A 24,903-nucleotide genomic window follows, 5' to 3' on the forward strand; every position below is an offset into this window, starting at 1 on the left:
CGATGCGTCATGCACAGAATAAGTTAGGCACACTAATAAATGCAAGCTACATCTATTTTCGCCGGTCGCAGCCACGCTGCGGACGGGTGATCGTCCTTGACGCGGCGACCGGCGGGGAGGACCGTGGGGCTCTATGAGGGGCGAACCCAGTTGCCCGAAGTGCGGTGGCCGGGTCAGGGCGCCCGGTCTTTTCGCCGACGCCTGGCAGTGCTCCGCGCACGGCCAGGTGCACCCGATGCAGCCGGTCGTCCCGCCAAGCGTCGAGGCCCTCGGCGTCGTGGTGCACCGCTCGCAGGTGCCCGTCTGGATGCCGTGGCCGCTCCCCGTCGGCTGGCTGTTCACCGGTGTGGCCAGCGCCGGCGACGACCGCAGCGGCGGCCGCGCGACCGTGGTGGCCTGCTCGGGTCCGGGTCCGCTGGGCGGCATGGGTGAGCTGCTGCTCGTCGCGGAGGAGCTGGGTGTCGGACTCGGTGCGCGGTACGCCGGGATCGAGGGCCTCGACCCAGGACATCACCTGAACGTCGACTCCGCGCCCGACGCCAAGGTGCACGCCGCCGGCCGTCCTGCACCGCTCTGGCACGTCCGCAACGCCCCGGAGGACCGGGCGGTCTTCGCCGGCGAGGCGCGCGGGCTGTGGCTGTGGGCGATCCTGTGGCCGGAGCAGTCGGGACTGCTGCTGTACGACGAGCTGGTGCTGACCGACCTGCGGGACGCCGGGGAAGAGGTGGACCTGGTCCCGTGCGGCGCGCTGACTCCGCGCCTGCTGGCCGCGCCGGAGGCGCCGCCGCGGCAGGGGCCGGGCGAGCGCTAGATCACGCCGGAGCAGGGCCGATCCCGGCCTGGGGCCTGGCGTGCGGCGGTTACCCTTGAGCGGTCCCCCGTCCGCCCGCGAGCCCTGGAGTCAGCCGTCGTGCGTATCGACCTGCACACCCACTCCACCGCGTCGGACGGTACGGACACCCCCGCCGAGCTGGTCGCGAACGCCGCCGCCGCGGGTCTGGACGTCGTCGCGCTCACCGACCACGACACCGTCGGCGGCCACAAGCAGGCCATCGACGCGCTGCCCGAAGGGCTCACCCTCGTCACCGGCGCCGAGCTCTCCTGCCGCGTCGACGGCGTGAGCATGCACATGCTGGCGTACCTCTTCGATCCCGCCGAACCCGAGCTGGAGCGCGCCCGCGAACTGGTCCGCGACGACCGGGTGCCGCGCGCCCAGGAGATGGTCCGCAAGCTCCGGGCGTTCGACGTGCCCATCAGCTGGGAGCAGGTCGCCCGGATCGCCGGGGACGGCTCGGTCGGCCGTCCGCACGTCGCCGCCGCTCTCGTCGAAGCGGGCGTGGTGGACACGGTCTCCGACGCCTTCACGCCCGACTGGCTCGGCAACGGCGGCCGGGCGTTCGCCGAGAAGCACGAGTTCGATCCCTTCGAGGCGGTCCGGCTCGTCAAGGCGGCCGGCGGCGTCACCGTCTTCGCCCACCCCGGCGCCACCAAGCGCGGTGCGACGGTCCCCGAGACCACGATCGCCGCGCTCGCCGCCGCGGGACTCGACGGCATCGAGGTCGACCACATGGACCACGACGAGCCGACCAGGGCCCGGCTGCGCGGCCTCGCCCGCGAGCTGGGACTCCTGCCGACCGGCTCCAGCGACTACCACGGCAGCCGGAAGACCGTCGGGCTCGGCGAGTACACCACCGACCCCGAGATCTACGGCGAGATCACCCGGCGCGCCACGGGAGCCTTCCCGGTGCCGGGCGCGGGCGGAACCGCCCGCCGGTAGGCCCCACGCTCTCCACCGCACCACGTCCCACTCCTCGCGCGCCCCTCCTGTCTGCCGTCGTACGCCGACGCCGGACCGGCCGGGCCCGTGCGCTCCCGTACCGCCCGCTCATCTCTCGCAAGGCTCACTGTGTTCGACGTCGCTGTCTTCGGATCACTCTTCCTCACCCTTTTCGTGATTATGGATCCGCCCGGAATCACCCCGATCTTCCTGGCCCTCACCGCGGGCCGCCCTGCCAAGGTGCAGCGCAGGATGGCGCTCCAGGCCGTCGCGGTCGCCTTCGGCGTGATCGCCGTCTTCGGTCTGCTCGGCCAGCAGATCCTCGACTATCTGCACGTCTCCGTGCCCGCTCTGATGATCGCGGGCGGTCTCCTGCTGCTGCTCATCGCGCTGGACCTGCTGACCGGCAAGACGGACGAGCCGACGCAGACCAAGGACGTCAACGTGGCGCTCGTACCGCTGGGCATGCCGCTGCTGGCCGGTCCCGGTGCGATCGTCTCGGTCATCCTGGCCGTGCAGCACGCCGACGGCCTCGGCGGCCAGCTCTCCGTCTGGTCGGCGATCGCGGCCATGCACGTGGTGCTCTGGCTCGCGATGCGCTACTCGCTGGTGATCATCCGGATCATCAAGGACGGCGGTGTGGTCCTGGTGACCCGGCTCGCCGGGATGATGCTCTCGGCCATTGCCGTACAGCAGATCATCAACGGCGTCACGCAGGTCATCCAGACCTCCTGAGCCCGTCCCCGCACACCACAGCGCCCCCGCACGGTCCTTCCGTGCGGGGGCGCTTCGTCTTTAGCGGCGCAATGCGTGATCAGGCGTCAATGTGCGGAAGCCCATGACCCATGAAGCGTTACGAGGCCGAGCTGTCGGCCGGCCGGATGTAGATGCGCTGGCCTATGGCGGCGGCCTTCTGCACGATCCGGTTGACGGAGGCGGCGTCCACGACGGTGCTGTCCACGGCGGTACCGTCGACGTCGTCGAGTCGCATGATCTCGAAGCGCATGGGGCTTCCCTTCGTCTGATCCTCCTGCTGGAGAACTTCTGGCGCGGGCGATACGGCTTACCCGCGAGGATAGGAACGCGAGGCTTCCCTCGCGTTCCACGAGTGTTACAACGGCTTGCCTGGTACAAACATTCCCTACGCTAAGGAAATTTTTTGGATGTCTAAGTACCCGGCGGATATCGTCGAGCGTCTGGACCGCACCAACGAGCTGCTCCAGCGCATGCTCGTGGAGGTCTCCAAGACCCCTTCCACCCACGCCATCTTCGTGGACGCGGGCTATGTGTACGCCGCGGCCGGGCTGCTCGTCACCGGCACCGAGGACCGCCGCTCCTTCGATCTCGATGCCGAAGGGCTGATCGAGGCCTTCATCGACCGGGCCCGCACGATCTTCGCGGACAGCCGGCTGCTGCGCGTGTACTGGTACGACGGGGCCAGGCGCCGCATCCACACCACCGAGCAGCAGGCCATCGCCGAACTCCCGGACGTCAAGGTGCGGCTCGGCAACCTCAACGCCAACAACCAGCAGAAAGGCGTCGACTCGCTGATCCGCACCGACCTGGAATCGCTGGCCCGGCACCGCGCCATCAGCGACGCGGCCCTCATCGGCGGTGACGAGGACCTGGTCTCGGCGGTCGAGGCGGCCCAGGGCTACGGCGCCCGCGTCCACCTCTGGGGCATCGAGGCCGGCGAGGGCCGCAACCAGGCCGAACCGCTGCTCTGGGAGGTCGACAGCCAGCGCACGTTCGACCTGGACTTCTGCCGCCCCTACGTCACCCGGCGCCCGGTCACGACGTACGAGGACGACACCCCGGCACCCTCACGCGAGGACGTCCGCTTCGTCGGCGCCCAGATCGCCGCCGCCTGGCTCGCCGCCCGCGGCCGCGAATCCCTCGCCGACCTGCTGCCCGGCCACCCCTACCTGCCGGGCTCGGTCGACCAGGACCTGCTGGTGGAGGCCGAACGTCTCCTCCAGCACTCGCTACGTGGCCACGCGCACCTGCGCCGGGCCCTGCGCGACGGCTTCTGGCAGCACCTGCAGTCGCAGTACTGAGCCTCAGGCGGTTTCCTGGGCGTCGGGAACGGTGTCCCAGAACGCGGCGAGCGCCTCGGCCGTCTCGTGCGGGCGGGCGGTGTTGGGGGAGTGCTCGGCGCCGCCGATCGTGGTGCGGTGCGCGCCGAGCCGCCGGGCCATCGCGTCGAACTGCTCCACCGGCCATACGTCGTCGCGCTCGCCGGACAGGACGTGGACGGGAAGCTTGAGAGCGGCCAGCTCGTCCACCCGGTCCGGTTCGGCGGAGAGCTGGGCGCCGGTGGCGATCAGCTGCGCCGGGTTGTGGCGCAGCCACCGCCGGCGCATGTCCTCGCCGTCGCCGGTGTCCGCCTCCTGCGGTGGATCCAGGGCCCGCATCGCCTGCCACACCTCCTCCATGGAGAGCACGGAGAGCGCGTCGCTCAACATCTTCACCTTGTCCCGCTGGCCGGCGACGATCTCGGCCGGGCCGGAGGACATCAGCGTCAGCGAGCGGAACGGGGTGGCGTCGAGCAGGACGGCCGCGCGGGAGATCTGGCCACCGAGCGAGTGACCGAGCAGGTGCAGCGTCCCGTCACCTCCGGTCAGCGCGGCGGCCTGAGCCAGCACATCGCGCGCCAACTCTCCTTGCCCGTAGGCCTCTTGACGCTCCGGCCCCTCCGACTCGTACTGCCCGCGACCGTCCACGGCGACGACCCGGTACCCGGCCGCGCACAGCGGTTCGAGCAGCGCGACGAAGTCCTCCTTGCTGCCGGTGTACCCGGGCAGCAGGAGTGCGGTGGCGCGTGCGGGAGCGGTGGCCGGCACGGCGTCCAGGACGGCGAAGTCGCCGCGCTCGGTACGCAGGACACGGGAGGTGGCGCAGGCGGGCGGCGTGAAGGTGGGCGGGCGGCTCATGGAGCGAGGCTATCGCCGCGGTGGGCGTGGGGCACGACCGGGCGGGCGGGTCTCCGTGGCGCGGTGCGGCCGGGTGCCCGTGCCGAGGCGCCGTGTCCTGGCAGCGAGGAGGCCCCGGCCCCCGCGTCTGCGGGGGCCGGGGCCGGGGCCTCGAGCGGTCTCGCCGGACCGTCAGCTCTCGGTCGTCACCGTGGCCTTGCCGGCGGCGCGGGTGGCGCGGCGGCGGCGGGGCTTCGCCTCGGCGGCGGCCTCGCTCACCACGGCCTCGGCCTCGGAGACCACGGCGGCCTCCTGGGTCGCGGTCGAGGTGACGCTGCGGGTCGCCCGGCGGCGCGGCTTGGCCTCGGCCTCGGCGGCGGCCGGAGCCTCCGGCGTAACGGCTTCGGCAGGGGCCGTGGCCTTCGCCCGCGACGCCCTCTTCGGCTTCGACGCGGCCTCCGCACCGGCCTCGGCCTTGGCGGCCTTGGACGCCTTGGGAGCAGCCTCCGCCTTCGGCTTCGACTCCGCCTTCGGCCGGCTGGTGGCGCGGGCCGGGCGGCGGGTCTTCGACTGGGGCTCCGGCTCGGAGGCCGGCGCGATCTGGAAGTCCACCTCGTCGGCGGGCTTCACGATCCGGGCGCGGCGGCGCGGCTTGGTCGCGACCGGCTCGGCGACCGGCTCCGCGATGCCCGCGGCGGCGGCCACGGTCTGGAACCCGGCTTCCGCCGGAGCGGCGGCGGCCGGAACCTGCGCCACGGCCTCGGCCACCGGCATCGCGGCGGCGCGGCTGCGACGGCGGCGCGGCTTGGCCTCGGCGACGGTCTCCGCGACCGGCTCGGCCTCGACCACAGCGGCCACGGTCTCGGCAGCCGTGGCCACCGGAGCGGCAGCCACCTGGGCCGGAGCCTCGGCGACCGCCACAGCCGTCTCGGCCACAGCCGTCTCGGCCACGGCCTCGGCGGCGCTCACCCGCGTACGGCGACGGCGGCGCGGCGTGCGCGGCGCCTCGGCGGCCTCGTCACCGGCCGGAGCGACCGGCGTGGCCTCCTTGGCGGGCGCGGGCACCGTCGCGGCGCCCTCGGCGGCGGACCCACCACGGGTGCGGCGGCGCTGACGCGGCGTACGCGTACGCGGCTCGCGCTCCTCGCGGGCCGGAGCCGGCGCGGTGGACTTGCGGCCGCGGCCACCGGTCTCGCCGAGGTCCTCGACCTCCTCCGCCCGCAGACCGGCACGGGTCCGGTCGGCACGCGGCAGCACACCCTTGGTACCCGCCGGGATGCCGAGCTCCTCGAAGAGGTGCGGCGAGGTGGAGTACGTCTCCGGCGGGTCCGGGAACTTCAGGTCCAGCGCCTTGTTGATCAGCTGCCAGCGCGGGATGTCGTCCCAGTCGACCAGCGTGATCGCGATGCCCTTGGCGCCCGCGCGGCCGGTGCGGCCGATGCGGTGGAGGTAGGTCTTCTCGTCCTCCGGCGACTGGTAGTTGACGACGTGGGTCACACCCTCGACGTCGATGCCGCGCGCGGCGACATCGGTGCAGACGAGGACGTCGACCTTGCCGTTGCGGAAGGCGCGCAGCGCCTGTTCGCGGGCGCCCTGGCCCAGGTCGCCGTGGACCGCGCCGGAGGCGAAACCGCGCTTCTCCAGCTGCTCGGCGATGTCGGCGGCCGTCCGCTTCGTACGGCAGAAGATCATCGCGAGCCCGCGGCCGTCGGCCTGGAGGATGCGCGAGAGCATCTCCGGCTTGTCCATGTTGTGCGCGCGGTAGACGTGCTGGACCGTGTTCTTGACGGTCGTGCCCTCGTCGTCGGGCGAGGTGGCGTTGATGTGCGTCGGCTGCGACATGTAGCGGCGGGCGAGGCTGATGACGGCACCGGGCATGGTGGCCGAGAACAGCATCGTCTGGCGCTTGGGCGGCAGCATCGTGATGATGCGCTCGACGTCGGGCAGGAAGCCCAGGTCCAGCATCTCGTCGGCCTCGTCGAGGACGAGCCCGCGGATGTGGGAGAGGTCGAGCTTGCGCTGGCCCGCCAGGTCCAGCAGACGGCCCGGGGTGCCGACGATCACGTCGACGCCCTTCTTGAGGGCCTCGACCTGGGGCTCGTAGGCCCGGCCGCCGTAGATCGCGAGAACGCGGACGTTACGTACCTTGCCGGCGGTCAGCAGGTCGTTGGTGACCTGCTGGCACAGCTCACGGGTGGGGACGACGACGAGCGCCTGCGGCGCGTCGGTCAGCTGCTCGGGCGTGGCGCGTCCGGCCTCGACGTCGGCGGGGACGGTCACGCGCTCCAGGAGCGGGAGCCCGAAGCCGAGCGTCTTTCCGGTGCCGGTCTTGGCCTGGCCGATGACGTCGGAGCCGGAGAGCGCTACGGGAAGCGTCATCTCCTGGATGGGGAAGGGGGACATGATGCCGACTGCCTCGAGGGCTTCGGCCGTTTCGGAAAGAATGCCGAGGTCGCGGAACGTAGTCAGGGTGCTGCCTCTTCTGTGAGACGCGGTCCGAGGCGAACGCTGGGGGTCGTACCGTGCCGGGGTTGGTCATCCGGCCGTGGATGGGCCGGGTGGCGCGGGACCACTGCCGTCGCTCGAGCGCTCGTGCCGCTGAGGGGGCCCCTCATCTGCAGTCGTACGTGTCGTACGCACCGCGTGGAGGGCTGTCGGGTCGGAGCCGATCGGGCCACCGACCGGGCATCCTCATTCAAAGGACGCGCCCCTGGCACAGGAAAATGCTCAGTAAGCGCAATACCACTGTACCCCGGATTCGCGCATGTGTGTTGGACGAATTCATCGGATCGGTGTGATGTCCGCTTCTCGCCGGGCCGTTCCGTCCCTCGTCCGGCGGGCTATTGTGCGGTTCATGGAGACGCCTGACAACGCCACTGACCACCCCGAAGAAGCGCCCGGAGCGACCGGAATCGCCGCCCAGGACTGGGCCACCGCCTCCGCGGAGCCGCAGTACCGCGCCGCCGTCGTGGACCTGCTGGGCGCCCTCGCCTACGGCGAGCTGGCGGCCTTCGAGCGCCTCGCCGAGGACGCGAAACTCGCGCCGACCCTCGGGGACAAGGCGGAGCTGGCGAAGATGGCCTCCGCCGAGTTCCACCACTTCGAGCAGCTGTCCGACCGGCTCACCGCCGTCGCCGAGGACCCGACCGCCGCGATGGAGCCGTTCGCCAAGGCGCTGGACGACTTCCACCGCCAGACGGCACCGTCCGACTGGCTGGAGGGCCTGGTCAAGGCGTACGTCGGCGACTCGATCGCCAGCGACTTCTACCGGGAGGTCGCGGCCCGGCTGGACACCGACACCCGCTCCCTGGTCCTCGCCGTGCTCGACGACACGGGCCACGGGAACTTCGCCGTGGAGAAGGTGCGCGCCGCGATCGAGGCCGACCCCCGGCTCGGCGGGCGGCTCGCGCTCTGGGCCCGCCGGCTGATGGGCGAGGCACTGTCGCAGGCCCAGCGGGTGGTCGCCGACCGCGACGCGCTCTCGACGATGCTGGTGGGCGGCGTCGCGGACGGCTTCGACCTGGCGGAGGTGGGCCGGATGTTCTCCCGGATCACCGAGGCCCACACCAAGCGCATGGCCGCGCTGGGGCTGGCCGCGTAGGACCGCGTGACGCCGGGCTACTGGGCCGCCGCCGACCTCGTGAGGCGGCGGCCGCGCGGGCGGATCAGCAGCGACAGCGTCACCGCCCCGACGGAGACGGCGCCGATCAGGGTCGCCACGCCATGGCCGGGGCCCAGCGCCGAGTGCGTGAGGAACGCTCCGAACACCGCCCCCAGCGCACCGGTGAGATAAACAGCACGGGCGGAGGGGAGCCGGTCGGCCAGAGAGTGGACGGCCGCCCAGGCGAGGACGAGTCCGAGCGCGGCGGCGCCGAAGGATTCCCAGAGCACTAACGATCACCTCGCGGGGGTGTGCGGGGCGGGCAAATCGGTCGTAGGCGCTACTACCCCTGGCCCATGCCGTACAACCCTCCGCGGAGCTGGGGAAACCCTTACGGGTACGGCTCCGGCTCCCACGGCGTACCAGGTCTTTCCGCAGGGCATGCGGGAGCGGCCCGGCGGGAAGATCCCGCCGGGCCGCTCCCGTGCTCACCGCGTCCGAGGACTACAGCGCGCCGAACCCCACACGCCGCGTGGTCGGCTCACCGATCTCCACGTACGCGATCCGGTCGGCCGGCACCAGGACCTTGCGGCCCTTGTCGTCCGTGAGGCTCAGCAGCTCCGCCTTGCCGCCCAGTGCGGCGGCGACCGCGCTCTCGACGTCCTCGGCGGAAAGCCCGCTCTCCAGAACGATCTCGCGGGGCGAGTGCTGCACCCCGATCTTGACCTCCACGGCTATGTCCCTCCGACGGTCAGTCCCTGCGCGGCGAACCGCGCCGTACGCAGCCACATTAGCCCGGTGGGACCACGGCTCACGGCCCGACCGGCAACGCCCGCAGCGAACACGCTCCGGGACGCGGCCACGCCAGGGTGTCCGCGCCGCCCGGAGGGCTTCAGGGCTGCTGCTCGACGCCGTGCAGCGGGAAGCCCGCGATGCCTCGCCAGGCCAGCGAGGTGAGCAGCTGCACCGCCGTGTCGCGCGGGATGCTGGAGCCGCTGGAGAGCCAGTAGCGCGCCACCACCTGCGACACGCCGCCGAGGCCGACCGCCAGGAGCATGGACTCGTCCTTGGACAGGCCCGTGTCCCCGGCGATCACGTCGGAGATCGCCTCGGCGCACTGGAGCGAGACCCGGTCGACCCGCTCGCGTACGGCGGGCTCGTTGGTCAGGTCGGACTCGAAGACCAGCCGGAAGGCGCCGCCCTCGTCCTCCACGTACGCGAAATAGGCGTCCATCGTCGCCTCGACCCGCAGCTTGTTGTCCGTCGTCGACGCCAGCGCCGTCACCACGGCCTGGAGCAGCGACTCGCAGTGCTGGTCGAGGAGGGCCAGGTAGAGCTCCAGCTTGCCGGGAAAGTGCTGATAGAGCACCGGCTTGCTCACGCCGGCCCGCTCGGCGATGTCGTCCATCGCCGCGGAGTGGTAGCCCTGTGCGACAAAGACCTCCTGCGCGGCGCCCAGCAGCTGATTGCGTCGGGCGCGGCGGGGAAGGCGCGTGCCCCGCGGGCGCGCTGCCTCTGTCTGCTCGATGGCGCTCACGCCGCCTCCCAAATGTGTGTTCCAGCACAGCCGATCCGTACACGCTGCGCCGTACAGCCATCGTACTTTTGGGTAACCCCGGTGCGCGCGGCGCGGACGCAGAATTTCACGGACCGGACGCGGGTGGAAGCCACAGTTCTCCGGGGCCCGGGACAAAGCGGGGCGGTCTACCGGTAATCGTCCTCGTCCAGCGGGATCACCCTGCGCTGTTCCGCCGCATCGGCCTCGTCGGCGGTGGCCGGGTCGACGCTCTCCGCCGGTTCGTCCTCCTCCGGCCGGATGTCCGTCCGCTGCTCGGCGGCATCCGCCTCCGGCGCTTCCGGACCCGGTGCCTCCGGCTCAGTGCTCTCGAAGGTGTCCGGGTCGCTCGGGTCGACCGTCATGGTGACTCCCTTTCTTCCCCTGTAGCCGCTTCCTCTGAAGCGTAGGAGCAACACACCTACCCCGCGATGCGGCCTGTGACCGCGAACACATGAACGGCGGCGTGATCGTCTCGTAACATTGGCGCATGTCTTCGACCGAGCTGCCGGGTGCCCAAGCCGTCGCCGCCGCGGTGGCTCCCACGGTCAGCGCCGTCCGGGTCGCCGAGGGCGAGCGGCTGCGTTCCGTGGCCCTTCCCGGGCTCACGCTGACCGTCCGTTCCCGGCCCGCCGACCGGACGGGACTGGCCCCCGCGCTCTTCGTGCACGGCCTCGGCGGCTCCTCGCAGAACTGGTCGGCGCTGATGCCGCTGCTGACGGACGTGGTCGATCCCGACGCCGTCGACCTGCCCGGATTCGGTGACTCGCCGCCGCCGGACGACGGCAACTACTCGATCACCGGGCACGCCCGTGCGGTGATCCGGCTGCTGGACGGCGCCGAGCGCGGACCCGTCCACCTGTTCGGCAACTCCCTGGGCGGCGCGGTCGCCACCCGGGTCGCCGCCGTCCGCCCCGACCTGGTGCGCACCCTCACGTTGATCTCGCCCGCGCTGCCCGAGTGGCGGGTGCAGCGGCCCGCCGTGCCGACCGGTCTCCTGGCGATGCCGGGGATCGCTCCGCTGTTCGCCCGGCTCACGAAGGGCTGGACGGCGGAGCAGCGGACCCGCGGAGTCATGGCACTCTGTTACGGCGATCCGGAACGGGTCTCCGACGAAGCCTTCCGCAACGCGGTGGCCGAGATGGAGCGCCGGCTGGAGCTGCCGTACTTCTGGGACGCGATGACGCGTTCGGCCCGGGGCATCGTGGACGCGTACACCCTGGGCGGCCAGCACGGACTGTGGCGCCAGGCCGAGCGGGTGCTCGCACCGACCCAGCTCGTGTACGGCGGACGGGACCAGCTCGTCTCGTACCGGATGGCACGCAGGGCGTCCGCGGCTTTCCGCGACGCCCGGCTGCTGACCCTGCCCGACGCGGGGCACGTGGCGATGATCGAGTACCCGGAGGCGGTAGCCCAGGCGTTCCGGGAACTGCTGGACGATTGTGGCGGGAGCTGATCCGGGGCGTGGGACGACACAGCCGAAAGAGCGCCGAGGCCACCCGCCCGGACGCCGCAGCGGCGGATCCGGGCGGCCGGCGCGCCGTACCCCGCCCCGCCACCGCGACCGGCGGCGGCCGGCGCAGGCGCCAGGGCCCCGCGCCCTCCGCCGACGGGCACGCACCGCACCGGGACACCGCGTTCCTCGACGCCCCCTATCCGGCCGCGCCCTTCCAGGACGCTCCGCGGGTGCGCGGTGGCCACCCCGAGCAGCACGAGCCGGGCGGCGGCTGGGGCACCCGGCAGGCGTCTTTGGGCAACCCCTCCTGCGCACAGCCGTACGGCGCTCCGGCCCGCCAGGACCAGGACGGCGCCGCCCGCGAACAGGCCGTGGCCCGCCAGGTGTCCGCCCAGCGGGCCGCTCAGCGCGCCGCCGACGGGCGAACGGTGCGTCAGCCGGCCGCCGGACCTGGTGCGATGCCGGGCCCGCGCCGCGAGTTCGTCGACGCCTTCGACGCCGATGCGCCCGCCTCGGCCGTAACCTCCGGGACCTCCGACGCCGGACCTCCGGCAGGACCCGGCGACGGCCCGGACGGCGATCCCGCCGAACGGCCTGAGCCCAGGAGCGGCAAGGGGCGGACCTTCACCGGGATCGCCGCCGCCGCGGTGACGACCGTGCTCGCGGTCGTGGTCGCCGGACAGGTCGCCGAGGACTCCGCCGGCCGGACGGCGGTGGCGGAGCGGGCGGCCGGTGTGGAGCGGGACGGCGGCGACGACGCCTCGCGCTCGGACGCCCGCCCGACGCCCGACCAGCCCGCCACCAGGCCTCCCGAGGTCAAGCCCCTGTCGTACGCGGCCAAGATGGCTGAGCCCTTTCCGCTCGCCGCGGACCTGAAGGCGAGCGGCGCGTTCGAGGCCGTTCCCGGACTGGCGAAGGCGCCCGGCAAGGGACAGAAGTACCGCTACCGGATCGATGTCGAGAAGGGCCTCTCCCTCGACGCCGGCCTTTTCGCCGAGGCCGTGCAGAAGACGCTGAACGACGACCGGAGCTGGGCGCACAACGGTGCGATGACCTTCGAGCGGATCTCCTCCGGGAGCCCCGATTTCGTGATCACGCTCGCCAGTCCCGGGACGACCGGTGAATGGTGTGCGAAATCCGGTCTGGACACGACGGTCCAGAACGTCTCGTGCGATTCCGCCTCGACCGACCGCGTGATGATCAATGCCTACCGGTGGGCCCAGGGTTCCGCCACCTTCGGCCCGAAGCAGATGCTGGCCTACCGTCAGATGCTCATCAATCACGAGGTCGGCCACCGGCTCGGACACGATCATGTGAGCTGTCGCACGCCCGGCGCTCCGGCGCCGGTGATGCAGCAGCAGACCAAATCCCTGGACATCGACGGGATCAAGTGCAAGCCCAACCCCTGGGTGTACCCCGGTAGTTGACGACGCGTGTCCGCATACCGAGACGGCCGTCCTGTTCCGCTTTGACAGCGGTCAAGGCGGTCGTTCATATTTCTCGGCATGTCACGCAGCCCCGCACCTTCCGAGATCGCCGCCCTTGAGCTGGCGCTTCTCGGCGTGACCGGGCACTGCGTAGCCGACGTTCTCTGTCGTTGACGCCTGTCCGAGCGCGCTGCCGGCTTTTCTCTTTTCGCGTGACCCATCCGTGAGTTTCCGAACGGCTCCGGACGGCCCGTGACCGCCGCGCCTGGACCTCACTCCGTCCGCAGGCGCGGCATTTCCTCTACGCGGCCCGTTCCATGGCCCAGGGCCTTTCTCGTGCTGTCGCCTGCGCGGATTCTCCTTTCCTTTTTCCGCGTTGCTTTCGCAGTACACCGAGAGGTCATCTTCCGATGCGTCAACCGTCCGTCATATCGCGCCGCGTGGCCGCGGCCACCGTCACCCTCGTCCTGGCCGCGGGTGCCGCGGCCTGCGGTCCCGAGGACAGCAAGGGCGGCGACAGCGGCTCCGGAGCCGAGGGCACGCCGCAGAAGGGCGGCACGCTCACCGTCCTGAACCGCAACACCCAGCAGGACTTCGACCCCGCCCGGCTCTACACCTCCGGCGGCGGCAACGTCCCCTCCCTCGTCTTCCGCACCCTCACCACCCGCAACCGCGAGGACGGCGCCGACGGCGCGCAGGTCGTCCCGGACCTCGCCACCGACCTCGGCAAGCCCAACAAGGACGCCACGGTCTGGACGTACACGCTGAAGGAGGGTCTGAAGTACGAGGACGGCACCGCGATCACCTCCGCCGACATCAAGTACGGCATCGAGCGCTCCTTCGCGCCCGAGCTCTCCGGCGGCGCGCCCTACCTGCGGGACTGGCTGATCGGCGGCGCCGACTACCAGGGCCCGTACAAGGACAAGAAGGGCCTCGACTCCATCGAGGTGCCCGACGACCGGACCATCGTCTTCCGGCTCAACAAGCCCGAAGGCGAGTTCCCGTACCTGGCGACCCAGACCCAGACCACTCCCGTACCCAAGGCCAAGGACACCGGCACCAAGTACGAGGAGCACCCGGTCTCCTCCGGTCCGTACAAGGTCGTCACCAACGAGAACGACGGCGAGCGGCTCGTACTGGAGCGCAACCCGCACTGGTCGGCCGCGACCGACGAGGAGCGCAAGGCCTATCCCGACCGGATCGACGTCCGCTCCGGCCTCGACGCCGCCGTCATCAACCAGCGGCTCTCCGCGTCCCAGGGCCCCGACGCCGCCGCCGTCACCACCGACACCAACCTCGGCCCGGCCGAACTCGCCAAGGTCAGCAGCGACAAGAAGCTCGCCGCCCGGGTCGGCACCGGACACTTCGGCTACACCAACTACATCGCCTTCAACCCGAAGGTGAAGCCCTTCGACGACCCGAAGGTGCGCCAGGCGATCTCGTACGCCGTCGACCGCACCTCCGTCGTCAACGCGGCCGGCGGCTCCTCACTCGCCGAGCCCGCCACCACCTTCCTCCCGGAGCGGGACTCCTTCGGCCACACGCCCTACGACCACTTCCCGGCCGGGAAGACCGGTGACCCGGCGAAGGCGAAGGCGCTGCTGAAGGAGGCCGGCTACGACCAGGGCCTCACCGTCACGCTGACCCACTCCAACGCCAAGGACTTCGAGACCAGCCCGGAGATCGCCACCGCGCTCCAGGCCGCGCTCAAGAAGGCCGGCATCACCGTCAAGCTCCAGGGCCTGGAGGACAACGACTACTCCGACACCATCCACGACGCCAAGAAGGAGCCCGGCTTCTTCCTCGCGCACTGGGGCGCCGACTGGCCGTCCGGCGGCCCGTTCCTCGCTCCGATCTTCGACGGCCGGCAGATCGTCGAGAACGGCGCCAACTACAACACCAGCTTCCTGAACGACCCCGAGGTCAACCGGGAGATCGACGAGATCAACAAGCTCACCGACCTGAAGGCCGCCGCCGGCCGCTGGGGCGCGCTCGACCAGAAGATCGGTGAGAAGGCGCTGACCGTGCCGCTGTTCCACCCCGTCTACAAGCGGCTGTACGGCCAGGACGTCAAGAACGTCGTCATCAGCGACTGGACCGGCGTCCTCGACGTCTCCCAGGTCGCGGTCAAGTAACAGGTCGCGGTCACGTAACCATGTCGGAAGCCCTGCTGGTCCAGGAGGCGGGAGCGGCACCGGTCGTCGCGCCCGCCTCCGGGGCCCGGCTGTTCTGGCGGAGGCTGCGCGCCCAGCGCGCGGCCTTCGCCGCGGCCCTCGTCGTCCTCCTGCTCGTCCTGGCCGCGCTCGCCGCGCCGCTGCTCACCGCACTGGCGGGCCAGGACCCGAACACCTACCATCCCGACCTCGTCGACTCGGCGGCCGGCGGCGTCCCGATCGGATCGTTCGGCGGCATCAGCGCCGACCACTGGCTCGGCGTCGAACCGCAGACCGGCCGCGACCTGTTCGCCCGGATCGTCCACGGCGCCCGCGTCTCGCTCGGCGTGGCCCTCGTCGCCACCGCCTTGCAGATCACTCTCGGTCTGATCATCGGCCTGGCCGCCGCGCTCGGCAGCCGCTGGGTCGACCAGCTCCTCAGCCGGATCACCGACATCAACGTCGCTCTGCCGATCATGGTCATCGCGCTCGCGCTCCTGGCGATCGTCCCCGACACCTTCCCGCGGCCCGTCCTGATCGCGCTGGTCATCGGAGGGATCAACTGGGCCGGTACGTCGAAGATCGTGCGGGCCCAGGCGCTCACGCTGAAGTCGCTCGACTTCGTCTCGGCGGCCCGGCTCAGCGGACGCGGCAAGTGGTCCATCGCCCGCCGCGAACTGCTGCCCTCGCTCGCCGCTCCCGTGATCACGTACGGCGCCCTGGCCTTCCCGTCCAACATCATCGTGGAGGCGGCCCTCTCCTTCCTCGGCGTCGGCATCAAACCGCCCACGCCGTCCTGGGGCCAGATGCTCACCGAGGCCGACACCTGGTACCAGGCGGCCCCGACCTATCTGCTGCTCCCGGCCGGACTCCTCTTCGTCACCGTCCTAGCGCTGACGGTCCTCGGTGAAGGCGTCCGTACGGCACTCGACCCGCGCGCCGCGTCCCGCCTGCGCGTCGGCATGAAGCAGACCCGCGTCGGCGCGAAGCAGACCAAGGAGGACGCGGCATGACCGGGTTTCTCATCCGGCGGCTCGGCGGGGCCGTCCTCGTCCTGTTCGCCCTGACCGCCATCCTGTACGGCATCTTCTACGTGGCCCCCGGCGACGTCGCCCAGATCGCCTGCGGCCCGCGCTGCTCGCCGGCCCAGGTCGCGCAGGTCACCGAGCAGCTGCGGCTGAACGACCCGCTGTACGTGCAGTACGGCCACTTCCTCCAAGGCATCGTCGCCGGGCGCGACTTCTCCACCGGCACCGGCGTGGAGCACTGCTCCGCGCCCTGCCTCGGCGTCTCCTACCAGTCCGACCAGCAGGTCACGCAGCTCATCCTGGCCAAGCTCCCGGTCACCGGCTCGCTGGTCATCGGCGCCTTCGCGGGCTGGCTGCTGCTCGGCGTCGGCACCGGTGTGCTCTCCGCCTGGCGGCGCGGCCGGCTCACCGAACGCGTCCTGACCTGGATCACGCTGGCGGGCTCGGCCACGCCGGTCTTCGTGATCGGACTGCTGCTCATCATCGTGTTCTGCTCCACCCTCCAGTGGCTGCCCGCACCGAGTTACGTGCCGTTCGCCGAGGACCCCGAACAGTGGGCCTGGGGCCTGCTCCTGCCGTGGGTGTCGCTGGCGCTGATCGAGTCCGCGAAGTACGCGCGGCTCACCCGCAGCGCCATGCTGGAGACGCTCGCCGAGGACCATGTGCGCACCTTCAGGGCGTACGGGGTCGGGGAGCGGGCCATCGTCGGCCGGCACGCGCTCCGGGGCGCGGTGGCGCCCGTCATCGCGCTGAGCGCGCTGGACTTCGGCTCGATGTTCGGCGGCGCGGTGCTCACCGAGTCCCTCTTCGGCATCCCGGGCATCGGACGCGAGCTGGTCCACGCGGTGAAAGTCGTCGACCTGCCGGTGGTGGTCGGCATGGTGCTGGTGACCGGGTTCTTCGTCGTCCTCGCCAATGCCGTCGCGGACCTGCTGTACGCGCTGGCCGACCGACGGGTGGTCCTTTCATGACAACGCACGACCTACTGAAGACAACGCGTGACCTCTTGGTCGACGTTTCCGGTCTCACGGTCGACTTCGGGTCCGTACGGGCCGTGGACGGGCTCTCGTTCACCTTGGAGGCGGGCGGTGCGCTCGCCGTGGTCGGCGAGTCCGGCTCCGGCAAGAGCGCCTCCGCCTACGCGCTGCTGGGCCTGCACCGCGGCACAGGCGCCAGGGTCGGCGGCACGGTCCGCGTCGCCGGTACGGACGTGAACGCGGCCGACGACGCCGGACTGCGGGCGCTGCGCGGCGCGAAGGCGGCCATGGTCTTCCAGGACCCGCTCTCCTCGCTCGACCCGTACTACCCCATCGGCGACCAGATCGCCGAGGTCCGCCGGGTCCACCACCGCGTCTCCCGCAAGGCCGCCCGAGCCCTGGCCGTCCAGGTGCTGGACCGGGTCGGCATCCCGGACGCGGCCCGCCGCTCCCGGCTCCGGCCGCACGAGTTCTCCGGCGGGATGCGGCAGCGGGCGCTCATCGCGATGGCCCTGGCCTGCGAACCGCGCCTGCTGATCGCGGACGAGCCGACCACCGCTCTCGACGTCACCGTGCAGGCCCAGATCCTGGACCTGCTGCACGACCTCCGCCAGGAGACCGGCACGGGGCTGCTGCTGGTCACGCACGACGTGGGCGTGGCCGCCGAGAGCGTGGACGAGGTGCTCGTCATGCGCGGCGGCCGCGAGGTGGAGCGCGGGCCGGTGGCCCGGGTGCTGGGATCGCCGCGTGAGGCGTACACGAAGGAGCTGCTGGCAGCGGTGCCGAGAGTGGAGACGCGCAGGGTGGTACCGGTACCTCCACCGCGCACTGCCGAGGACTCCGTACCGCTGCTCGAAGCCGTCGGTCTGCGGCGTGAGTTCGGCCGGGGGAGCGGGAAGGTGGCGGCCGTGGGCGGGGTCTCGTTGGCCGTGCACGCCGGTCGGACGCTCGGCATCGTCGGTGAGAGCGGCAGCGGCAAGACCACGCTCGGCCGGATGCTGGTGCGCCTGCTGGACCCGACGGCGGGCCGCCTCCGTTACGGGGGTACGGAGATCGGCTCGCTGTCGGAGAAGGAGCTGCGGCCCTTCAGGCGTGAGCTCCAGATGGTGTTCCAGGACCCCGTCGCCTCGCTCAACCCGCGCCGCTCGGTCGGCGAGTCCGTGGCCGACCCGCTGCGGGCCGCCGGAGAGCGCGACGAGGGGCGCGTACGGGACCGGGTGGGCGCACTCCTGGAGCGCGTCGGGCTCGACCCGGCGCACTTCGAGCGCTACCCGCACGAGTTCAGCGGCGGACAGCGCCAGCGCATCGGGATCGCCCGCGCGCTGGCCGCCGATCCGAAGGTGATCGTCTGCGACGAGCCGGTCTCCGCGCTCGACGTCACCACCCAGGCCCAGGTCGTCGCGCTGCTCGCCGAACTCCAGCAGGAGCTCTCCATCGGCCTGGTCTTCATCGCCCACGACCTCGCCGTGGTCCGGCAGGTCAGCGACCGGGTCGCGGTGATGCGCGGCGGCCTGATCGTCGAACAGGGCCCGGCCGACGAGGTGTACGGAGACCCTCGCGACCCGTACACGAAACAGCTGCTGGCGGCCGTTCCCGCGCTCGATCCCGGCGTTGCGGCGGCCCGCCGCGCGGCCCGCAAGGAGCTGGCCGCAGCCTGACCCTCCGTGACAACCGACCGCTGTATCGCGACGGAACGCGGTCGAGGCGGGAAAGTTACGACGGTTCACCCCTTTCGGTGGTGCGACGGACAACCGTCCGTCGCGCCACCGACGTATCCGCTTAACGTCGTCCCGCTGTGAGTCGCCGTTCCAACGGCGGCCGCCCACAAGGGAGATCGGGGGTGCACTCGTGCGGATCGGACTGCTCACCGACGGTGGCTATCCGTATGCGGCCGGTGAGTCCAGGCTCTGGTGCGACCGTCTGGTGCGCGGACTGCCGCAGCACGAGTTCGACCTCTTCGCGCTGAGCCGCTCCGCCCACCAGGAGGACCAGGGCTGGGTCCGGCTGCCGCACCACGTCAGCCGGGTGCGCACCGCGCCGCTCTGGACCCCCGAGGACGGCACCCGGCGCGGCAGCGGGGAACGCGGTCTGCTCGCCAGGCTGGTGACCGGCGGCGGCGCCTCCTACGGGCGGCGCGACCGCAGGCGCTTCGCCGGCCATCTGCGGGCGCTGGCCACCGCGATCTGCGCCACCGAGGACGCCGGTACGGAACCGGCCACCGACGGCGGACTCTTCACCGAGGGCCTCTACGGTCTCGCCGAGCTGGCCCGGGAGCGCGGCGGACTCCACCCGGCCCTCCGCTCCGAGACCACCGTACGGATCCTGGAGGCCGCCTCCCGTGCGCGCGGGACCGGCCGGACCGTGCAGAGCGCCACCGTCGTGGACCACCTCGCCTTCGCCGCCGAACTGGAGCGCGTCCTGCGCCCGCTCTCGCTCGACTGGTACGCCTCCGAGAGCCTCGGCGCGGTCGACCTCTGCCACGCCGCGTCCGGCGGAGCGGCCGCGATTCCGGGGCTGCTGGCCAAACGCTTCTTCGGTGTGCCGCTCCTGGTCACCGAGCACGGCGTACAGCTCCGCGCGCACCACCTCGCCGCGCCGGATGCGCCCTTCGGCGCTCCGGTGCGCGCTCTCCTCGCCACCTTCCACGGCCTGCTGGCCGCCGAGGTCTACCGGCAGGCCGCGCTCATCACGCCCGGCAACACGCACGTCCGCCGCTGGCAGCAGCGGTGCGGCGCCGACCCCGCCAAGCAGCGCACGGTCTACCCGGGAATGGCGGCCGAGCGGTTCGCCCGGGTCGGTGAGCACGACGACCAGGGCGGCCCGGACACGCTGGTCTGGGTCGGCCGGATCGAGCCCGCCAAGGACCTGATCGCGCTGCTCCACGCCTTCGCCGAGGTCCGCCGTGCCGAACCAGCCGCCCGGCTGCGGATCTTCGGCGCGCCCTCGGACGAGCGCGAGGCCACCACGTACCTCGCGCACTGCCGCGCGCTGGCCGCCCAGCTCTTCCCGGACGAGGCCACCGGCATTCACGCCGAAGGCGTCAGCCCGGTCACCTTCGAGGAGATCGGCGGGCCCGAGGTGCCCGACCTCGCCGAGGCGTACGCGGCGGGCGGCGTGACCGTGCTCTCCAGCGCAGTCGAGGGCTTCCCGATCAGCCTCGTCGAGTCGATGTTCTGCGGCCGTGCCACGGTCTCCACGGACGTCGGAGCCGTCGTGGAGGTCATCGGCGGCACCGGACTGGTGGTGCCGCCGCGCAACCCGCGAGCGCTGGCGGACGCCTGTATCGCGCTGCTGCGCGACCCTGAGCGCCGGGCGCGGCTTGGTGCGGCGGCGCGGGCCCGCGCGCTCGAACTCTTCACCGTCGAACAGAACCTCGCGGCATTTCGCGGCATTTACCTGGAGCTGATCTCGCACGCGCCGGTGCGCCGGGAGGCCGACGTGGTGGACGCGGACGGCGAGCCTCTGCTCTTCGCCACTCCGGCGGAGTCCCGCCTCCTCGGCCACTGGACCCAGCCACAGCCCTCCGTGACGAGCTGGGCCGACGGGTCGGAGCCGGAGCCCGTGTGTGTCCGCGCGGCCACCGGCGGACCGGAGGACGGCGATGCGTGACCACGAGATCGGCCCCGACCACGGAGAAGACCGCCCCGCGGAGATCGCGCCGCGCGCGGCGCACCGCAGGCCGGCGACTCCCGCGCGCCGCGGCCCCGCCGACCCCGTGAAGTCCCTGATGCACCACCACCGCGACCTGTGCGAACGGGCCGTGAGTCCGCTGGAGATCGCCGCCGGGCTCGAGGCCCACGGCCTCACCGACCGGACCGCCGCCCGCTACCGCCACCGGGACGTGTTCACGCTCGCCGAGGAGCTGTACGCCCGCACACCCGCCGGCCCCTCACCGGCCGCACCTCCACCGCCCGGTCCCGACACCGAGGCGCGCGCCGGGTGGACGCTGCTCGCGCTGCTGCCCGGCGCCGCCTGCCTCGCCACCGCAGGGCTGCTCCGGGTCACCGAAGGGGCGCTCGGCGGAGGAGCGCGGGTTGCCGTGACCCTCTCCGGCGCACTCCTGGCGTGCCTCGCGCTCCGGCTCTGCCTGGGCCGCGGACCTCTGCGCGCGCCTGAAGGAGCGGGCCGCGCCGGGATGTACGCCTGCTGGCTCCTGAGCTTCGCGGTGTACGGCGAGGGGCTGATCGGCCAGGTCGTCAGCGGCGGCCCGGACGGGCCGTGGGCGGCCGACCCGGCCCCGCTGCTCGGCCTCACCGCCGCGCTCGCCCCGGCGGCCTGGTGCGCGCACCTCTTCACCGTGCGGGCCCACCGCAAACTCACCGGAAGCCGCGCACTGGAGGAGTTCGGTGCCGGAGTGCGTCCCCTGCTCCTGGCTGCCGTCGCGTTCTTCCTCTGCGCTCTGCTGCCTCTGCTGTTCCTGGCCGGTCTCGGCCTCGGCTCCCAAGGACTGCCGGTCGCGGCCGCCGCCCTGGGAGTGCTGCTCTTCCTGGCCCGGCTGCTCGCCGCGCACGGACTGCCCGAGCCGGGCACCGCCGCACTCGCCGCCGCCTGTGCCGTGGAGGCCGCCGCTCCCGCCCTCGTCCTCGCCGGCCGGCTGCCCGGCCTCGAACCCCTCGCCCGACCCGTCCACGCGCTCGTCGCGGCGGGCGGCCCGGGCGCCGTCCCCGCTCTCGCCTGCGGAGCGGCGGCGCTCGGACTCCTGGTCCACGCCTGCGCCGCACTCTCCCGCGCCTCCGCCCACAGCAGGGCCTGACCGACCCCGTACCCCCGCAGGAAGACCGCCGCCACCAGAACCGCACCATCGCACCACTCCCGCGGAGCCGACGCCGCGGGCCCTGTCCGACAACGCGCCGACCGGCGAACCGACCCACCAAGGAGAAACCCGCCATGACCCCCCAGTCCCCCGCACCGGCAGCCCGCCGTCGGCACCGAGGCGGTGCGCGATGAGGGTGCTGCTGCTCGGAGCCAACGGATTCCTCGGCCGCTTCGTCGCCGACCGGCTGCTCGCCGACCCCGCTGTCCACCTCACGGCCCTCGGCCGCGGCGACGACGCGGACGTCCGGTTCGACCTCGCCGGCGGCAGCCCGGGAGCGCTCACCCGCTTCCTGGACGCCGTCCACCCCGGAGTCGTCGTCAACTGCGCGGGCGCCACCCGCGGCGGAGCCCGCGACCTCACCCGCCACAACACCGTCGCCGTCGCCACCGTCTGCGAGGCCCTGCGCCGCAGCGGCTGCGGAGCCCGGCTCGTCCAGGTCGGCTGCGCCTCCGAGTACGGCCCATCGCAGCCCGGCTCCTCCACCGCCGAGGACGCCGTCCCGCGCCCCGGCGGCCCGTACGGCGTCAGCAAGCTCGCCGCCACCGAGCTGGTCCTCGGCTCGGGCCTCGACGCCGTCGTCCTCCGGGTCTTCTCACCCGTAGGCCCCGGCACGCCCGCAGGATCGCCGCTCGGCCGGCTCGCCGAGGCGATGCGCCGGGCCATGCAGTCCGGCGACGGCGAGCTCAAGCTCAGCGGCCTCGGTGTGCAGCGGGACTTCGTCGACGTACGGGATGTGGCGCGGGCCGTCCACGCCGCCTCGCTCTCCGCCGCGCAAGGCGTCATCAACATCGGTACCGGGCGCGCCGTCCGCCTCCGCGACGCCGCCGCCGTACTGGCGCGGGTCGCCGGATACGCCGGCGCACTCCACGAGCTGGACTCGCCGCCTCCGCGCCTGCCGATCGGCGCCCCGCGCACCTCCGCCGAGTCGGTGATGGAGCACCTCTCCGCGACCCCGTCGCCGTACCCGGACGGCTGCGGCGCCTGGCAGCAGGCCGACGTCCGCACCGCGCGGGACCGGCTCGGCTGGCGGCCCCGGATCAACCTGGAGGAGTCGCTCGCGGACATCTGGATGGAGGCGGCGTGCCGTATCTGACCGCTCCCGCCGACGCCCGCAGGATCGCCGGCGGCGAACAGCTCGGCTTCGGCGTCCCGGGCTACGCCCACCCGCTGCTCGCTCCGGCCGAGTGGGCCGAGCTGATCCGCCCGGGCACGCCGCTGCACTGGGCCGTCCTCAACATCGCGGAGGGCCCCGGCACCCGGCCCGACCCGCACTGTCTGGAGGTGGCCGGCAGACTCCGTAACGCCCGGGAACGCGCGCTGCACGGCGAGGCTCCGGACGATTCCGTACGCGCCTGCGGCGGCCGGCTCCTCGGCCACCTCGATCTGGCTTACGGCACCCGGCCGTTCGACGAGCTGATCGCGGACGCCCGGGCCTTCATCGACTGGTACCGGGTCGGCGGCTTCTACCTCGCCCGCTGTTCCGCCGAGCGGGCCGACCTGCCCGGCGTACGCCGGCTCACCGGCACGCTCCACGCGCTCCTCGCGGAGAGCGACAGCGCGGACGACGGCGGCCGCCTGGTCCTCGGCCACGGCACCCACCCGTACCCCGGTTATGCCGAGGCGGCCGACCAACTGGTCACCTTCCAGGGCCCGTGGACCGACTACCGCTGGTCACAGGTGGCCGAGTGGACGGCGGACTATCCGCCGGAGCGGTTCGCGCACTTCGTCCACGGGGTACCGCGCACCCATCTCGACGAGGCGATGCGCGTCGCCCGCTGGCAGGGCGCCGGGACGATCTTCTTCACGGACCGGGGCGGGCGGAGCGGCGACGGACGGAACGGACAAAGCGATCCATTCGCCGCGCTGCCCAGGTACTGGGACGAAATCGTCTCGCGGATCGGACCCGGTATCTCGGAATGAGAAGGGGCGTGGCAGTGTTACCGGAAGAACAACCGTACGTAGTCGATGGACGTGCAGTCGATATACGTAAATCCGACCACCTGCATTGTTGAGGTTCCTGTGTCGCTGCCACCCCTGGTCGAGCCGGCCGCCGAGCTCACCGTCGACGAGGTCCGCAGGTACTCCCGCCACCTGATCATCCCGGATGTCGGGATGGACGGGCAGAAGCGCCTGAAGAACGCCAAGGTGCTCTGTGTGGGCGCCGGCGGTCTCGGGTCTCCGGCTCTGATGTATCTCGCCGCGGCCGGTGTCGGCACGCTGGGCATCGTGGAGTTCGACGAGGTCGACGAGTCGAACCTGCAGCGCCAGATCATCCACAGCCAGGCCGACATCGGCCGGTCCAAGGCGCAGTCGGCCAAGGACTCCGTGCTGGGCATCAACCCGTACGTCAACGTGGTCCTTCACGAGGAGCGGCTCGAGGCCGAGAACGTGAAGGAGATCTTCGCCCAGTACGACCTGATCGTGGACGGCACGGACAACTTCGCCACCCGCTATCTGGTCAACGACGCGGCCGTGCTGCTGAACAAGCCGTACGTCTGGGGCTCGATCTACCGCTTCGACGGCCAGGCCTCCGTGTTCTGGTCCGAGCACGGCCCCTGCTACCGCTGCCTCTACCCGGAGCCGCCGCCGCCGGGCATGGTCCCGTCCTGCGCCGAGGGCGGCGTGCTGGGCGTGCTGTGCGCGTCGGTCGGCTCGATCCAGGTGACCGAGGCGATCAAGCTGCTCGCCGGCATCGGTGACCCGCTGGTCGGCCGCCTGATGATCTACGACGCCCTGGAGATGCAGTACCGCCAGGTCAAGGTCCGCAAGGACCCCGACTGCGCGGTCTGCGGCGAGAACCCGACCGTCACCGAGCTCATCGACTACGAGGCCTTCTGCGGCGTCGTCTCCGAGGAGGCCCAGGAGGCGGCGGCCGGCTCCACGATCACTCCCAAGCAGCTCAAGGAGTGGATCGACGGCGACGAGAAGATCGAGATCATCGACGTCCGCGAGCCGAACGAGTACGAGATCGTCTCGATCCCGGGCGCGAAGCTGATCCCGAAGAACGAGTTCCTCATGGGCAACGCGCTCCAGGACCTCCCGCAGGACCGCCGTATCGTCCTGCACTGCAAGACGGGTGTCCGCAGCGCGGAGGTCCTCGCGGTCCTCAAGTCGGCGGGCTTCGCCGACTCGGTGCACGTCGGCGGCGGCGTGATCGGCTGGGTCAACCAGATCGAGCCGGAGAAGCCGATCTACTAGAGC

At 72.1% G+C, this 24,903-nt stretch carries 24 protein-coding genes; 17 read left to right on the forward strand and 7 right to left on the reverse strand.

Features of this window, described 5'->3' with window-relative positions:
• Positions 1–133: 133 nt before the first annotated feature.
• From ABZ267_RS02285 to ABZ267_RS02295, 3 genes are all read left to right on the forward strand, one after another.
• Positions 134–811 carry a DUF6758 family protein gene (locus ABZ267_RS02285; RefSeq protein ID WP_356746845.1) on the forward strand — a complete coding sequence of 226 codons (678 nt, stop codon included), beginning with the start codon at positions 134–136 and terminating at the stop codon, positions 809–811.
• Between the two features lie 99 nt (positions 812–910).
• Positions 911–1,777: a PHP domain-containing protein gene (locus ABZ267_RS02290; RefSeq protein ID WP_356746844.1), complete on the forward strand. Its 867-nt coding sequence runs from the start codon at positions 911–913 to the stop codon at positions 1,775–1,777.
• A 129-nt stretch (positions 1,778–1,906) separates the two neighbouring features.
• The gene (locus ABZ267_RS02295; RefSeq protein WP_202591658.1) at positions 1,907–2,512 is read left to right on the forward strand and encodes a MarC family protein; all 606 of its coding nucleotides are present in this window, start codon (positions 1,907–1,909) and stop codon (positions 2,510–2,512) included.
• Between the two features lie 118 nt (positions 2,513–2,630).
• Here ABZ267_RS02295 and ABZ267_RS02300 read toward each other — a convergent pair whose 3' ends face one another.
• A complete protein-coding gene (locus ABZ267_RS02300; protein WP_356746843.1) occupies positions 2,631–2,783 on the reverse strand; it encodes a hypothetical protein in 153 nt (50 codons plus the stop codon).
• Positions 2,784–2,940: 157 nt separating this feature from the next.
• On the opposite strand from ABZ267_RS02300, the gene ABZ267_RS02305 reads away from it, so the two are divergent.
• Entirely contained in the window at positions 2,941–3,834 is an 894-nt protein-coding gene (locus tag ABZ267_RS02305) for an NYN domain-containing protein (RefSeq protein ID WP_356746842.1), read from the forward strand.
• 3 nt (positions 3,835–3,837) lie between these two features.
• Here the strand turns inward: ABZ267_RS02305 and ABZ267_RS02310 are convergent, their stop codons facing one another.
• Both ABZ267_RS02310 and ABZ267_RS02315 read right to left on the reverse strand, forming a co-directional pair.
• A complete protein-coding gene (locus ABZ267_RS02310; protein ID WP_356746841.1) occupies positions 3,838–4,710 on the reverse strand; it encodes an alpha/beta hydrolase in 873 nt (290 codons plus the stop codon).
• Between the two features lie 171 nt (positions 4,711–4,881).
• Complete coding sequence (locus ABZ267_RS02315; RefSeq protein ID WP_356746840.1) at positions 4,882–7,092, reverse strand: DEAD/DEAH box helicase; 2,211 nt, start codon at positions 7,090–7,092, stop codon at positions 4,882–4,884.
• A gap of 451 nt (positions 7,093–7,543) precedes the next feature.
• Here ABZ267_RS02315 and ABZ267_RS02320 point away from each other — a divergent pair, with 451 nt between their 5' ends.
• On the forward strand, positions 7,544–8,290 hold the full coding sequence (locus ABZ267_RS02320; protein WP_356746839.1) for a ferritin-like fold-containing protein: 747 nt from the start codon (positions 7,544–7,546) through the stop codon (positions 8,288–8,290).
• Positions 8,291–8,307: 17 nt separating this feature from the next.
• Here ABZ267_RS02320 and ABZ267_RS02325 read toward each other — a convergent pair whose 3' ends face one another.
• From ABZ267_RS02325 to ABZ267_RS02340, 4 genes are all read right to left on the reverse strand, one after another.
• A complete protein-coding gene (locus tag ABZ267_RS02325; protein ID WP_356746838.1) occupies positions 8,308–8,580 on the reverse strand; it encodes a hypothetical protein in 273 nt (90 codons plus the stop codon).
• A gap of 214 nt (positions 8,581–8,794) precedes the next feature.
• Positions 8,795–9,022, reverse strand: coding sequence for a DUF3107 domain-containing protein (locus ABZ267_RS02330; protein WP_018489160.1), 228 nt, complete (start codon positions 9,020–9,022; stop codon positions 8,795–8,797).
• 160 nt (positions 9,023–9,182) lie between these two features.
• Positions 9,183–9,827 carry a TetR/AcrR family transcriptional regulator gene (locus ABZ267_RS02335; protein WP_356746837.1) on the reverse strand — a complete coding sequence of 215 codons (645 nt, stop codon included), beginning with the start codon at positions 9,825–9,827 and terminating at the stop codon, positions 9,183–9,185.
• A gap of 167 nt (positions 9,828–9,994) precedes the next feature.
• Positions 9,995–10,210 carry a hypothetical protein gene (locus tag ABZ267_RS02340; RefSeq protein ID WP_356746836.1) on the reverse strand — a complete coding sequence of 72 codons (216 nt, stop codon included), beginning with the start codon at positions 10,208–10,210 and terminating at the stop codon, positions 9,995–9,997.
• A 125-nt stretch (positions 10,211–10,335) separates the two neighbouring features.
• On the opposite strand from ABZ267_RS02340, the gene ABZ267_RS02345 reads away from it, so the two are divergent.
• The 12 genes from ABZ267_RS02345 to moeZ all read left to right on the forward strand — a co-directional run bounded on the left by ABZ267_RS02345 (position 10,336) and on the right by moeZ (position 24,900).
• Positions 10,336–11,301 (forward strand): alpha/beta hydrolase, encoded by a 966-nt coding sequence (locus ABZ267_RS02345; RefSeq protein WP_356746835.1) that lies wholly within the window; start codon positions 10,336–10,338, stop codon positions 11,299–11,301.
• Between the two features lie 8 nt (positions 11,302–11,309).
• A complete protein-coding gene (locus ABZ267_RS02350; RefSeq protein WP_356746834.1) occupies positions 11,310–12,728 on the forward strand; it encodes a DUF3152 domain-containing protein in 1,419 nt (472 codons plus the stop codon).
• Between the two features lie 78 nt (positions 12,729–12,806).
• A complete protein-coding gene (locus tag ABZ267_RS02355) occupies positions 12,807–12,902 on the forward strand; it encodes an Ms4533A family Cys-rich leader peptide (RefSeq protein ID WP_316943073.1) in 96 nt (31 codons plus the stop codon).
• Between the two features lie 236 nt (positions 12,903–13,138).
• Complete coding sequence (locus tag ABZ267_RS02360) at positions 13,139–14,863, forward strand: ABC transporter substrate-binding protein (RefSeq protein WP_356746833.1); 1,725 nt, start codon at positions 13,139–13,141, stop codon at positions 14,861–14,863.
• 20 nt (positions 14,864–14,883) lie between these two features.
• Positions 14,884–15,894, forward strand: coding sequence for an ABC transporter permease (locus ABZ267_RS02365; protein WP_356746832.1), 1,011 nt, complete (start codon positions 14,884–14,886; stop codon positions 15,892–15,894).
• Positions 15,891–16,880 (forward strand): ABC transporter permease, encoded by a 990-nt coding sequence (locus ABZ267_RS02370; RefSeq protein ID WP_356746831.1) that lies wholly within the window; start codon positions 15,891–15,893, stop codon positions 16,878–16,880. The genes ABZ267_RS02365 and ABZ267_RS02370 overlap by 4 nt, the downstream gene beginning before the upstream one ends.
• Positions 16,877–18,544: an ABC transporter ATP-binding protein gene (locus tag ABZ267_RS02375; RefSeq protein WP_356746830.1), complete on the forward strand. Its 1,668-nt coding sequence runs from the start codon at positions 16,877–16,879 to the stop codon at positions 18,542–18,544. Before ABZ267_RS02370 ends, ABZ267_RS02375 begins: the two co-directional genes overlap by 4 nt.
• A 190-nt stretch (positions 18,545–18,734) precedes the next feature.
• The gene (locus ABZ267_RS02380) at positions 18,735–20,495 is read left to right on the forward strand and encodes a DUF3492 domain-containing protein (RefSeq protein ID WP_356746829.1); all 1,761 of its coding nucleotides are present in this window, start codon (positions 18,735–18,737) and stop codon (positions 20,493–20,495) included.
• The gene (locus ABZ267_RS02385; protein ID WP_356746828.1) at positions 20,488–21,639 is read left to right on the forward strand and encodes a hypothetical protein; all 1,152 of its coding nucleotides are present in this window, start codon (positions 20,488–20,490) and stop codon (positions 21,637–21,639) included. Before ABZ267_RS02380 ends, ABZ267_RS02385 begins: the two co-directional genes overlap by 8 nt.
• 190 nt (positions 21,640–21,829) lie before the next feature.
• On the forward strand, positions 21,830–22,795 hold the full coding sequence (locus ABZ267_RS02390; RefSeq protein ID WP_356746827.1) for an NAD-dependent epimerase/dehydratase family protein: 966 nt from the start codon (positions 21,830–21,832) through the stop codon (positions 22,793–22,795).
• A complete protein-coding gene (locus tag ABZ267_RS02395) occupies positions 22,783–23,622 on the forward strand; it encodes a spherulation-specific family 4 protein (protein ID WP_356746826.1) in 840 nt (279 codons plus the stop codon). Before ABZ267_RS02390 ends, ABZ267_RS02395 begins: the two co-directional genes overlap by 13 nt.
• A gap of 99 nt (positions 23,623–23,721) precedes the next feature.
• Complete coding sequence (gene moeZ / locus ABZ267_RS02400; protein ID WP_030561087.1) at positions 23,722–24,900, forward strand: adenylyltransferase/sulfurtransferase MoeZ; 1,179 nt, start codon at positions 23,722–23,724, stop codon at positions 24,898–24,900.
• Positions 24,901–24,903 lie beyond the last annotated feature (3 nt).

The sequence above is a fragment of the Streptomyces sp. NPDC006174 genome (assembly GCF_040614075.1).
GTDB lineage: Bacteria > Actinomycetota > Actinomycetes > Streptomycetales > Streptomycetaceae > Streptomyces.